Source organism: Actinoalloteichus fjordicus (genome assembly GCF_001941625.1).
Taxonomy (GTDB): domain Bacteria; phylum Actinomycetota; class Actinomycetes; order Mycobacteriales; family Pseudonocardiaceae; genus Actinoalloteichus_A; species Actinoalloteichus_A fjordicus.
In genome coordinates this window covers 3,680,289-3,692,844 of the sequence record NZ_CP016076.1, presented here as the reverse complement: position 1 = coordinate 3,692,844, position 12,556 = coordinate 3,680,289, and the positions used below count along the sequence as shown (strand labels likewise).

Sequence of the window (12,556 nt, the reverse complement as noted above, 5' to 3'; positions counted from 1 at the left end):
CCGCCCGCCGGATGCGTGAGTTGCGGCGGTTATTGACGCTGGTGAGGCTGCTGCCCTATCGCGACGTCGATCCCGAGTGGTGGCGGGTTCGTGTGCCGAACCCGACGTCAGCAACCAGCTTCCGATAGATCTGCCGGACTTCAGCGGCTGAGCGGATGCGCCTCACCAGTCAGCGCGGCCAAGGCTTCCGCGACCTCGTGGAGGTCGGCCCGGACATAGGTGGAGGTGGTCCCGGCGTCGCTCTTGCCGTTGTGTCCGGCGTAGGCGCGGGCGACGGCGTAGCCGAAGTTGCGTTCGACCCAGGTGAGGGTGGTGTGTCGGAGCCAGTGGGTGCTGATCTGTTGGGTCGCGACCCAGGGCAGGTGTTTCCCGAGACGTTGCCAGAGGTGGTCGTAGCGGCGTGCCGTGAGTGGTTGTCCGTTGCGGTACCGGAGAAGATGCTCACCCCTGAGGCCTCGTTCTTCGCCGTGGGCGACGAGATGCCGCATCAAGGTGGGGGAGACCGGCTGCCAGCGGACAGTCTCGCCTTTCTCGTATAGGCGGATGAGGCATTGCTCTGTGTCTAGATGGGTGGCGCGGAGTTGCAGTGCGCCGCCGCGGCGGCAGGCTGTCTCGGTGTGTAGGCGTAGCAGGAGGAGGTCGAGTTCGGGGTCACTTCCGGTGGTGCCTGCTACCTCGTTGATCTCGGTGAGTGCTCGGTCGGGCAGTGCGCGTCGGGTGGTGGCCAGTCGTCTGGGTTTGGCTACGCGGGTGGCTGGGTTGTGGTTCTCGGAGATCAGTCCGTCGGCGACGGCATGTCGGTAGAGACACCGGAGGGCGGCGATGAGATGTTCGGCTGCGCTTCGTCCGCCTCGGGAGTTTCGTCGGACGACGACCTGCAGCTTGACCTGTTCGGCGAACTGTTTGATGTCCATCGGGGTGAGCTCGTCGATGCGTCGATCACCCCAGGCTTCCGCGATGCGCCGCCAGTACGTGTCGTAGACACGGCGTGTCCCCACGGGGACGGCGTGGGAGACGCGGTCGATGTAGTCACCGATGGTGGGAACGGCGGCTGTCGTTGGGGTTTTCAGGAGTTGTTGGGGGTGAATGCCCAGGCGAGTGAGTAGGAGGCGCGCTGCCTCGAGGTCGTCGTCCTTCATCAGCTGACCTCGTTGTGTTCTGACTGGTGATAGGTCAGCAGGAGGGCATTCAGTGTGGGAGTTGGGTAGATGGCCAGAAGGTTGCGGTCCGGGCATGCGGCGACGAGGAGCCGGTCGCCGGGTTGAAGACGACACGTGTGCCGGATGGCCGCTGGTAGCCGCAGGTGTCCTTGGCGTGTGATGGTGCCTTGCCCGGGAGATGGGGTGATGACGATGAGACGACCATGGACCACCCTGATCGTGACCGGGCAGTTCGGCCACCAGGCTAGAAGCCGCAGAGGTGATCTATCCGCGAGCCTTCCTCGGCCGTCGATCGTCGTGACGACGTGATAGACCGAATCGTCTCGTGTGGGTGTGCTCAACTGAGCGATCGGCAGGCCCGGCGTCTCTCCCCGTGTCGAGGACCCGCTGCTCGTGATGGCTGTGGCAAGACGAGAACTGAGCGACTCGGATCGTTCGCCGGATAGAACGGGCGAGACCGACGGCGGCGGGATGGGGCTTCGGTCGCTGCCGTTGGGTTCGACGGTTCTGGGCCGCGCACTGTTGCTGATCGAGTCTGAGGCTTCGTGGTGGTCGTCTGAGGGCATCATGGATTCCCTTGTGTCGAGGCGTGATTCAGAGCGATCGGGATGGTGAACTGCTGCATGGGCTCGAGGGTTCGCGCTCGCAAGGCCGTTGCGGCGGACGTGCCCAGGTCGAGCGGACAGTGTGTGCGCCCAGCTCATCGAGCAGCAGTCGTATCGCCCAGGCAGCTTGGTGGGGGACGACGGCGTTCCCTAATGCTCGGAGTTGGGCGACGCGGGGAAGGCCGAGGTCGGTGATCCAGCCAGGCGGTAAGCCCATGGTCCATTCAACGAACTCGGGGGCCAGGCGTCGTCTGCCATTCCGGCCGGGCTCGGTGGGTGGCGGCGGTGGGCGGTCGAGGACCTGTTCCCATCGACGGATAGCCGAGGCGTAGTCGCGCCAGTCGACCTTGCTGGCTGGATGTCGGTCGGCGTCGCCAGCTGGGAGCCGGACGATCGTTGAGGAAAGAGTGAGGTCCCCCTTGGAGCCGCGTTGGTTGGGGCTGCCTTTGCTGCCTTCCGTGGCGCGAGGCGTGGGCAGTAGTGCGAAGGTCGACAGATCCTGAGGGCTGTCGGCGGCGATACGTGGTGGTAGGCGCGGGACGGCGGTGGACAGCGGCTTGCTGAAGCTGTCGATTCCGTCCGGCGGATGGTGGACGACGTTGTGGTCGGTGATTTCACCATCGTTCGGGAAGATCCCGGCCAGAGCAGTCGGAAGCCAGGTCGAGGACCGGATCAGTTCGTAACCCCGCCCTTGCGGTTCTCCGCCAGCGGTGCCGTGCTGTTGGCATATCGGAGTGTTTGGTCCACTCCAGAAGCGGCTCGACGTCTTGATCGATGATCCGGACGTGTCTGGTTTTTGCCAGGCGAGGAGGAAGACCCTCTCCCTACGGTGCGGCGCCCCGACGTCGCTGGCGCGAACGCTTCGCCAGAGCGCATCGAACCCTGCTTGGGCCAGGTCTGCGAGTACGGTGTCGAGTCCGCCGTGTCGCCAGCGGAGGGCGGCGACGTTCTCCACGAGGATGTAGGCGGGTCGTAGGAGGCGAAGGGCCGCCATGATCGAGGTCCAGAGTCCACTGCGGGTCCCTTCTCGGATGCCGGCGCGTCGTCCGGCGGCGGAGATGTCTTGGCAGGGGAAGCCGACGGTGACGAGGTCGACCGGCTCGACTCGAGCCCAGTCCACGGCGCGAAGATCCCCGAAGTTGGGGATGCCGGGCATGCGCGCGGCCAGGATGCTGCGGACGTGAGGGTCGGGGTCGGCGCACCATGCCACCCGCCCGCCTCCGAGCGCGGCGAGCACTCCGAGGTCCAGTGCCCCGGTTCCGGTGCAGAGGGATCCGATGACCGGTCTCGTGTCCACGTGTTTGAGGTCGGGGGCGGTCACCATGCGCCCCTCTCTGACCGGTGCTGGTCGGTGATGGGCTTGGCCTGGCAGGCGCGGGTGGTGCGTGGTGGTGTCGGGCAGCGGTGGTGGTCGGCGGCGGTGCGTGCGGTGTCGGGGTGTCGGTAGTGGCGGCGGAGTCCGCAGGCGTGGCAGTGCACACGGGTGCTCATGCGACCTGCTCGGTGGCGAGCTCCGCCAGCGGCCGGGAGGTCCGGGTGTGGTTCGTGCTGGCGGGCCCGGTGGGTTGTTCGGCGTCTTCCTCGGTCAGTGGGGTGCGGAAGATGAGGACGTCTTCGTGCGCGATGAGGTGGAGGGGCAATCCGCGCTCTCGTTGCTTGCGGAGGAAGTCGCGTTGGAAGAACGATCCGCGCGGGATGATCTGGCCGTTGTCGTCGTGGCGGGCGAGCAGGGCCACGCAGCGTTCGACGGGGATGAGCCCGGCGTGGGTGCCGCAGGCCTGGATCTGGGCGGGCAGGTCGATCAGCTCGGCGTGTTCCCGCCAGGGCCGCAGGGTGACGGCGATGTGCCCGCCGGGCCGGAGCAGGGCGGCGCAGCCGGTGAGGATGCGGGTGAACCCGGAGAGCAGTCGGTGGTGGCCGATGTTGGCGAGGTTCCCTCGGTCGAGGGTGTTGCCGTAGAGGTGGTGGTATTTGTGGACTCCGCCGCCGGGGACGACGGAGACCTGCCCGTGGGTGGAGGGCCCGTAGGGCGGCGAGGTGACCACCAGCGCGACCTGACCCCGAACCTCGGGAAGGACATGGAGGAGCTGGCGGGCGTCGCCCTGGAACACCGCGGCGTCGACCTCGGGGCGGGCGCGGCGGGCGAGATCGAGGTTCGCCGCGGCGACCTGCGCCCAGTGCGGTTCGTACTCGAGGCCGATCGCTCGTCGGCCGAGATGAGCGGCCTCCACGAGGGTGGTGCCGATACCGCACATCGGGTCCAAGACCAGCTCACCCGGTGTGGTGTAGTGAGCGATGGCGTGGGCGGCGACCGCCGGGAGCATCTTCGCTGGATGCGCCGTGGACTCGGCGATGTAGCGGCCCTTGCGCTGAGCACCGGGCGACTGCTGCGCGGTCATCCACACCGACCCCGACACCGAACCAGGCGGTGAGATCTCGTGCACCGAACCGGCAGCCCGCGAGCGGGCCCGTCGGTCGATCCGATCGATCTCGGCGCGGGGAATCGGCACGGTCGGGCTGTCGTCGCCGGGGAACTCGGGGGTGGCCTGCGGCATCAGAGTCCTTCTCTGCTCGGGGGTGACGGCGTCGCGGCGGGGAACGCGCCGGGGAGTCATCGGATGACCTGCGAGGGAACGGTCGCGGTGACGGCCGACGTCGGAGGGGGTTCGTGGTCGTGAGGCTGGGCGAAGACCAGGACGTCGGAATGCACCCGTCGGTGCGGCTGCGGCCGGTCGACGTCCGATGCGGCGGTGCCGACGACCTCGCTGTCCGAGGGCTCGTCGGTGGTGTGGTGCAGCGCCACGATGTGTTGGAGGTAGAGCAGGTCGGCGTTCTGGCCGGCGGTGACGACCGGGCCGGTCGGGTCGACCAGCTGCCACTCCCTGACGTCACTGTGGGTGAGGACAGCCAGGATCCCGCCGGTCCGCAGCAGACGGGCGGCCTGCAACGCCAGGTGGTCAATTCGGCGGTGTCGGGTCCAGGACGGCGGCACGGCCGCGATGATCAGATCCGCCCTCGGCTGGACGCTGTCGTCCTCGACGATCGGATCCGATTGCGGGCGTTCGCCGGCGGCGGCCGGGTGGTCGGGGCCGGCGACGAGACTCGCCCAGTAGGCCGGTGCCGGGGACTCGTGAGACAGCGGCCGATTCCACAGCACCGTGATCCCGGCAACGCGACCCGCCGTGGTGACAGCGTCGAACGCCGCCTCGACAGCCCCGGCCCCGGCCCCGGTTCTGGTCGCCGTCTCAACCGAGTCGATCCGTTCGGTGGTCGTGGTGTCGGCGGTGATGATCAGGACATGGTCACCGCGCTGGCTGAAGGACGTCACGATCTGGGAGATCACCCCGACGGGCCACAGATCCCGGGGCGCGCTGGGGTGAGTGGTCGAGGCGGACCAGACGGTCGGCGGGATCGCGGGCATCCGTGTCGGCCGGGCGGCCTGCGCCCGGCGGCCCGCCGCCGTCGGGTGGGACGTCCGGGGCGCCCGGGTCAGGCTGGCGTGTCGCGGGGTGGGCGGGTGATCGGGTGAGTTCATGGGCTGCCTTCCACGGTGCGGGAGTGGTGTTTCGCTGACATCCCTGAACTCCGTGATGTGGACCTGTTTTCGACAGCCGATCTACGGTTTTGTGTCTCCCACCGTGTTCCCTCGGACTTGTCTGCGGACCTGACGCAGATGCGAACTAGGTGGGGAATTCGACGGCATAGCGGGAGAGATGCTGGTCTTCGGAATTCCGTCGCCACTATGAGCATGCGACGTGGTTCAGCTGCGCGGGACCGCTCAGCTGACGAGTCGATTCCGTGCCGGTTCTCGACGATGAACCAGTCCGCGTGAATCTTGGTCGTAGTGCAGTCCGCATCTGCCTGCCACGGCACTACGACAGAGCTACTACCGATCTACTACTGGGCCAGCAAGTAGCAGGTCATACGGTACTACCGTCGATTCTGGTGACGTCGTTCGGCAGAGGCCGACTGATCTTTGCCAGAGGTGCATGGCGACCTTCGCGGAGCCGGATGGTGATCTTTTCTGTTGGGGCGGTAGTAGTCGTGTAGTAGTTCGGTAGTAGGGGTGTAGTACCCGCTGTGTCTTGCTGTCGACGTCCTCTTCTCGTCGTCGACAGGAGCGCATGTCATGTCTTCTCCTCACTCGTTTTCTGGTCGTCGGTCCGGTCATTCCCACGTGGCGATGCCGTTGGACGTCGCACGGACGGCCTTCGACTTGTTGGTCACCGGGCCGCACCCGTTGTCGCTGGACGGCCGTCTGTTTTCCGGCTTCCCGAACCGGCGGGTGCCGTTGAACGAGGTGCGGGATCGGCTGCTGGCACGACGGTGCCCGCAGTCGGTACGCGATGCGGTGTGGGCGCACCTGGTGCTGTTGGCGCGGACCGACGGCGCGGCGTGGACGGTGGGCTGCGTCGGGGTCGGCCTGCCGGCCTTGTTGGGTATCGCGAGCCGGTTGTCGGCGCGGTTCGCCGGTGATCCCGCCGACATCCACGCTGCGGTGTTGACCGGGTTCCTCGCGGAGTTGCCTCGGGTGGATCTGCGTCGTCCTCGGGTGATGCTGCGGCTGCGGTGGGCCGCCTACCGGGCCGGGCACGCCGCTGTGCGCGAGGCCTTGGACGCGCCGCAGCCCACTGGTCAGGCCGTGCGCTCGGCCGCGCCGGTCCCGCCGTGGGGGCACCCGGACTTCGTCCTGGCGCGCGCCGTCGCCGACAAGGTGATCACCGCCGCCGACGCGGAGTTGATCGCCGCGACCCGGCTGGAGGGCAGGCCGCTGGCCGCGGTCGTCGCCGAACGGGATGCCTCCTACGCGACGGTGCACCAGGCCCGTCGCCGCGCCGAGCACCGGCTCGCGGCCTACCTCCTCCAGGACATCGACGACGCGGACGACGGCGGCGATCCGGCACGTCGGGTGGCCGACACCCTGACCGTCACCACGGCCGCCACCACCCCCACATCGTCACCGTCGGTGACACGACCGCGTTGTGGCTCGTCGGAGAAAACCGAGGCCGTTCGGTCGAAACGACGGCGTGATTCCGGAGTTCAGGTGCACGGGAGGCCCTCGAGTTCTCCCGCTTCGTCTTCATCGCCGTCGTCTTCGACACCGGAGGTCCCCCGATGCCTGTGAACTCTGCTTCCCGCGACTCGTGCGCCCCGCACCCGCACTCCGAGACGGTCTTGTCCGATCACCCTCGCCAGCGTCCCTCGCCGCAGCGCGGCCCGTCCCCGGCATGCCCTTCCGGCACGGGACATCCGAGGTCTGGTCGTCGCGCCCGTCGGCGCCTCCAGCGGCGGACGGGCGTTCGGGTGGCGGTGGTCGTGGTGTTGATGGCGGCCGGGGTGTTGCTGTTGGCGTCGTCGGCGGGTGCACGGGCGGTGCTGGTGGTGGCGCAGGCCCAGTCGGTGGATGCGGTGTTGACCAACGTTCGCGACTGGTTGATGGGCATCCTCGCGGGGCTGGCGACGGTGTTTCTGTCCGTCGGCGGTGTCCGGTATGTGATGGCTGCCGGGGATCCGGGAGAGGTGGAGAAGGCCAAGGGGTCGTTCAAGTCCGCCGGATGGGGCTACGGCCTGGCGGCGTTGGCGCCGCTGGTCGTGGAGATCCTCCGTGGGATCGTCGGGGTCTGAGCCGATGAGCCCTCGCAGCGCGGAATCCGCGCGTCCCGCAGACTCCCGGTTCTCTTCTGTCGAGCCGTCCCTGCTGCCTCGTCGTGTGTTGAGCCGCCTGGTGGTGGTCGCCGCGCTGGTGCTGGCCGGTGTGGGGGTCGGCGGGGTTCCGGCCGCAGCGCAGCTGCCGTCTCCGGACCCGCCGCCTCCGCCGTCGTGCGAGCTGCCCGACTACGACCCCGTCCTGTGCCTGCCCGACCCCGGCGACCCCGGCCCGGAACTGCCCGAGGACTGCCAGGTTCAACCTCCGGCGGCCCTGCCGCCGGAGTGCGTGGCACCTCCGGCGCCGCCGGAGCCTTCCCCCGAACCCGAGCCGTCGCCCGAGCCGGAGACACCGCCGCAGGATTCGGGGCCAGGCGAGGCGCCGGAGGAGGAGTCGGCCTGTGGGCTGACCGACATCGGCGCCTGTGTCACCGAGGCCGTGGACGACTTCATCCGCAGCGTGGTCGTCGACGCGCTGAACCCGTTGTTGGACCTGCTGGGGCGGACACTGTTGACGACCCCGACACCGGACTCCCTGCCTCGGGTGGGGGAGTTGTGGGAGTCCTCCTGGCAGATCCTGCTCGCCTCCTACGGGCTGCTCGTGTTGATCGCCGGGATCCTCATCATGTCCTACGAGTCCCTGCAGACCCGCTACACGATCAAAGAACTCATCCCGCGCATCGCGGTGGGATTCCTCGCCGGGGCGCTGTCGCTGTTCGTGGCCACCCAGGCCATCACGGTCGCCAACGCGCTGTCGGCGGCGGTGATGGAGGGCGGCGTCGAGGCGACCTCGGCGGCGGAGAACCTCGAAGACCTGATCCTGGGATCGCTGGCTGGCGGGTTCTTCATCATCATCCTCGGGCTGGTCCTGGCCGGGCTGCTCCTCGCGCTGCTGGTGACCTACGTGGTGCGGGTCGCGATGACGATCATCCTGGTCGTCGGAGCACCGTTGGCCTTGATGTTCCACGCCCTTCCGCACACCGAGGGCATCGCCAAGTGGTGGTGGAAGGCCTTCGGCGGGTGTCTGGCGATCCAGGTGGTGCAGAGCCTCACCCTGATCACCGCGATGCGGGTGTTCCTGGGCCCCGGCGGGTTCACCCTGTTCGGCCCCGACGGCAGCAGCCTCGTCAACCTCGTCGTCGCCCTGGCGCTGATGTACATCCTGTTCAAGATCCCGTTCTGGGTGATGTCGTCGGTCTCCGGCGGCGGGCGGTCGTTGATCGGCTCGCTGGCGAAGGGATGGCTGGCGTACAAGACCTTCGGGCTCCTCGGCGGAGGCGGCCGAGGACGCGGTTCGGGCTCTGGCAAGACCGGCGGGGCTCCACCTCCCGCTGGCGGCGGCAACCCGGCCCAGGCGGGTGGCGGGGTGTCTCCACCACTGGCCGGCGGGAGGTCCTGGTCGACACGGACGGCGGCGAACGGGCAGTACGTCCTTCCGCTGCCTGGGGTGCGGAAGACTCGACGATCCTCGACCAGCACATCCGGCCATGGGACGCCGTCCCCGTCGAACGCGGCGGCGTCGTCTGCGGTGGGGCAGCAGCTGTCCTTGCCGTTGGGGAAGGACTGGCCGGAGAACCGCCCCGTCCTGGGCCGAGACGGCCAGTACCGACTGCCCCTCGACGTCGAGCGGCAACCCGCGCCGCAGCCGGGCCACCAGCCGGCTGGGCCTTCGCCACACGGGCACGGGCGGCGCGGCGGGCGGCAGTTGGAGCTGCCGTTGGATCCGTATCAGGGCAACCGTCCAGACCGCACCGGCCAGTACCGCCTGCCGTTGGAGGGCGTCCACCGCACGTCGCGCCCGGCGGCGTCGCCTCCGCCCCGCTCCGCGCCTCCGCCGCCGCGTCCGCCGTCGCGGTCTCGGGTGCGGCAGCCGCAGCTGCCCTTCGATCCCTATCAGGGCACCCGCGCGGATCGCACCGGCCAGTACCGGCTGCCGTTGGACGGCGTCCACCGCACGACATCCTCCCCACCACCGTCGCCCGGTGCTGTTGCGCCCGTCTCCCCGCCGCCTTCCGCGCCGCCGCCTCGTCGCGGCCGTCAACTGCGGCTGCCACTGGATCTGCCGCGTACTCCCCGTCCTCCCGCACCGCCGCCGCGGCGCACCGATCCGAAAGGAGAGAGGTCGTCATGACCAGTCCCGTGCGAATTCCCGCCGACGTCGACCGTCCGGATCAGGTGGTCGGCACCTTGACCGCCCGTCAGCTGGCGATCCTGGCGGTGACCGGCATCGTCCTCTACGGCACCTGGACGTCGACCCGCGAACTGGTGCCGCTGCCAGTGTTCCTCGCCCTCGGGATTCCGATCGGTGTCGCCGCCGCCGTCATCGCCCTCGGCCGACGTGACGGCATCACACTGGATCGGCTGTTGGTGGCAGCGTGGCGGCAGCGCCGGACTCCCGCTCTGCGTGTGGCGGCACCGGAGGGGATACGTCCGGCGCCGGACTGGCTCACCGCTCGTGCGTCCTCCGTGAGCGGAAGCGACGCGACCACCCAGCCTGCGGCACCTGCGGAGTTGCGGCTGCCCGCTCACGGGGTCACCGATGCCGGGGTGATCGATCTCGGCCGGGACGGCCTGGCGGCGGTGGCGACCTGCGGGGCGGTGAACTTCGCGTTGCGCACCCCGACCGAACAGGAGTCGCTGGTCGCGACGTTCGGCCGGTATCTGCACTCGCTGACCGCCCCGGTGCAGATTCTGATCCGCGCGGAGCACCTCGACTTGTCCCCGCAGATCAGCGAGCTGCGTGAGCGTGCTCCGACGCTGCCGCACCCGGCGTTGGAGGACGCCGCGCGGGAGCACGCCGACTACCTGGTCCACCTCGACACCCAGGCCGACCTGCTGCGCCGTCAGATCCTGCTCATCCTGCGCGAACCCGTCCACACCACGACCGACCCGGGCCTGGGCGGTGCGTCCCCGACGGCGACCCTCACCGGGCTCGTTCGGCGTCGCAGTCCGACCCTCGAGGCGACGGAGGCGGCACGGCGGGCGGCGGAGGCGCGGCTGTTGCGGCGGGTAAACGAGGCCGCTGAACTCTTCACCCCGGCCGGGATCGTGGTGACGCCGCTGGATGCCGGTCAGGCCACCGCCGTGCTCGCCGCTGCCTGCGATCCCGACTCGCTGATCCCCGCCTCGGCCTCGTTGGCCGGTGCTGACGACGTCATTACCAGCGAGCCCACCCCCGACGTCGCAGAACACGATCCCGCTGCGTACGGCGACGCCGTGTCCGCCGAGGTCGACGACGGGCCGAGGTGGGCGGGATGAGACGTCCTCGACGTTCGCGCCGTCCTCGAGCCGACGCCTCCGGGTCGAGTGCCGCTGCGGCGGCCTTCACTCCGGAGTCGCTGGTGGTCGGCACACGCCATCTTCAGATCGGGTCGCAGTGGGTGGCGTCCCTGGCGGTGGCCGGGTATCCCCGCGAGGTGCATCCCGGGTGGTTGCAGCCGCTGGTGACCTATCCGGGACGCATCGACGTGTCGCTGCACGTCGAGCCGGTCGATCCGGTGACGGCGGCGAACCGGCTGAAGCGGCAGCTGGCGAAGTTGGAGTCGGGACGGCGGCAGACGGCGGAGAAGGGCCGCCTAGTCGATCCGCACGTGGAGGCCGCGACCGAGGACGCCTACGACTTGTCGGCTCGCGTCGCCCGGGGCGAGGGGAAACTCTTTCGCGTCGGGCTCTACCTGACGATCCACGCCGCCTCCGAGACAGGGCTGGTCGAGGAGATCGCCGCGATCCGGTCGCTGGCCGCGTCGTTGCTGTTGGACGCCAAACCCACCACCTATCGGGCGTTGCAGGGGTGGGTGACGACGTTGCCGATGGGTCTGGACCTGGTCGGGATGCGCCGCACCTTCGACACCGCTGCCCTGTCGGCGGCCTTCCCCTTCACCAGCCCCGACCTGCCGCCCGCAGATCCGACGGCCCCGGCCGCGCCGGCGGGGGTGCTCTACGGCGTCAACCTCGGCTCCCAGGGCCTCGTGCACTGGGATCGTTTCGCCCTGGACAACCACAACTCGGTGATCCTCGGACGCAGCGGCTCGGGCAAGTCGTATCTGGTGAAGCTGGAGCTGCTGCGCAGTCTGTATCGGGGCATCGAGATCTGCGTCATCGACCCAGAGGACGAATACGCCCGCCTGGCCCAGGCCGTCGGCGGCACCTATCTGCACCTGGGCGCCGACGACGTCCGCCTCAACCCCTTCGACCTGCCCGTGCACACCCGCCCCGACGGCCGCCGCACCGCACCGAAAGACGCCCTGCTGCGCCGCAGCCTGTTCTTGCACACCGTGATCGCCGTCATCCTCGGCGGCGAGCTGTCGGCGGCGCAGCGGGCCGCATTGGACCGGGCGATCACCACCACCTACCGGCGGGTGGGCATCACCGCCGACGCCCGCACCTGGACCCGCCCCGCCCCGCTGCTGATCGATCTGCGCGACACCCTCGCCGCCACCGACGACCCGGCTGCTCGTGACCTGGCGGCCCGCCTGCACCCGTTCGTCGAGGGCGCGTTCAAGCGACTGTTCGACGGTCCCACCACCACCCGCCCCGAGGGCCACCTGGTGGTGTTCTCCCTGCGGGATGTGCCCGACGAGGTCAAGCCCATCGGGACGCTGCTCACCCTGGATGCGGTGTGGCGGCGGGTGTCCAACCCGGCCATCCGCCGCCCCCGCCTGGTCGTGGTCGACGAGGCCTGGCTGCTGATGAAGGAGCAGGCCGGCGCGGAGTTCCTCTTCCGCATGGCCAAGGCCTCCCGCAAACAATGGGCAGGGCTGACCGTGGCGACCCAGGACACCGCCGACGTCCTTGGTTCCGAGCTGGGCAAGGCGGTCGTCGCCAACGCTGGCACCCAGATCCTGCTGCGTCAGGCGCCGCAGGCGATCGATGAGATCACGCGCACCTTCGACCTCTCCGACGGTGAACGCCAGTTCCTCCTCACCGCCGACCGCGGCCAAGGACTGCTGTCCGCCGGGACGCAACGGGTCGCGTTCCAGAGCATCGCCTCCCCGACAGAGCACCAGTTGGCCACCAGCAGCCCCGCCGAACTCGCCGCCGACGACGGACAGACCGACGCCGCCGTCGACCTCGGACCCGCACCTCAGGAGTGGCGGGACGGCGACTCCGAGGGCGAGCACCTGCCCCTGGACATCGACTGATCCC

10 protein-coding genes are annotated in these 12,556 nt (G+C 69.3%); 5 read left to right on the top strand and 5 right to left on the bottom strand.

The genetic code is table 11. The features are described 5' to 3' along the window. Positions 1-140: 140 nt before the first annotated feature. From UA74_RS16350 to UA74_RS32910, 5 genes are all read right to left on the bottom strand, one after another. Complete coding sequence (locus UA74_RS16350; protein ID WP_075764786.1) at positions 141-1,139, bottom strand: site-specific integrase; 999 nt, start codon at positions 1,137-1,139, stop codon at positions 141-143. Between the two features lie 615 nt (positions 1,140-1,754). Beyond that, on the bottom strand, positions 1,755-3,089 hold the full coding sequence (locus UA74_RS16340) for a DNA cytosine methyltransferase (protein ID WP_075764784.1): 1,335 nt from the start codon (positions 3,087-3,089) through the stop codon (positions 1,755-1,757). Then, entirely contained in the window at positions 3,083-3,256 is a 174-nt protein-coding gene (locus UA74_RS31900; RefSeq protein WP_157442252.1) for a hypothetical protein, read from the bottom strand. Before UA74_RS31900 ends, UA74_RS16340 begins: the two co-directional genes overlap by 7 nt. Next, positions 3,253-4,380: a TRM11 family SAM-dependent methyltransferase gene (locus tag UA74_RS16335; RefSeq protein ID WP_404799942.1), complete on the bottom strand. Its 1,128-nt coding sequence runs from the start codon at positions 4,378-4,380 to the stop codon at positions 3,253-3,255. Before UA74_RS16335 ends, UA74_RS31900 begins: the two co-directional genes overlap by 4 nt. Beyond that, the gene (locus tag UA74_RS32910; protein WP_198042732.1) at positions 4,377-5,300 is read right to left on the bottom strand and encodes a hypothetical protein; all 924 of its coding nucleotides are present in this window, start codon (positions 5,298-5,300) and stop codon (positions 4,377-4,379) included. Before UA74_RS32910 ends, UA74_RS16335 begins: the two co-directional genes overlap by 4 nt. A gap of 594 nt (positions 5,301-5,894) precedes the next feature. On the opposite strand from UA74_RS32910, the gene UA74_RS16325 reads away from it, so the two are divergent. From UA74_RS16325 to UA74_RS16305, 5 genes are all read left to right on the top strand, one after another. Beyond that, positions 5,895-6,890 (top strand): hypothetical protein, encoded by a 996-nt coding sequence (locus tag UA74_RS16325; RefSeq protein ID WP_075764780.1) that lies wholly within the window; start codon positions 5,895-5,897, stop codon positions 6,888-6,890. 200 nt (positions 6,891-7,090) lie between these two features. Continuing rightward, positions 7,091-7,390, top strand: a complete 300-nt coding sequence (locus UA74_RS16320; protein ID WP_157442364.1) for a pilin — start codon at positions 7,091-7,093, stop codon at positions 7,388-7,390. A gap of 85 nt (positions 7,391-7,475) precedes the next feature. Beyond that, a complete protein-coding gene (locus UA74_RS16315) occupies positions 7,476-9,542 on the top strand; it encodes a hypothetical protein (protein WP_075764776.1) in 2,067 nt (688 codons plus the stop codon). Then, positions 9,539-10,669 (top strand): PrgI family protein, encoded by a 1,131-nt coding sequence (locus tag UA74_RS16310; RefSeq protein WP_075764774.1) that lies wholly within the window; start codon positions 9,539-9,541, stop codon positions 10,667-10,669. Before UA74_RS16315 ends, UA74_RS16310 begins: the two co-directional genes overlap by 4 nt. After that, a complete protein-coding gene (locus tag UA74_RS16305) occupies positions 10,666-12,552 on the top strand; it encodes a VirB4 family type IV secretion system protein (RefSeq protein ID WP_075766179.1) in 1,887 nt (628 codons plus the stop codon). Before UA74_RS16310 ends, UA74_RS16305 begins: the two co-directional genes overlap by 4 nt. Positions 12,553-12,556 lie beyond the last annotated feature (4 nt).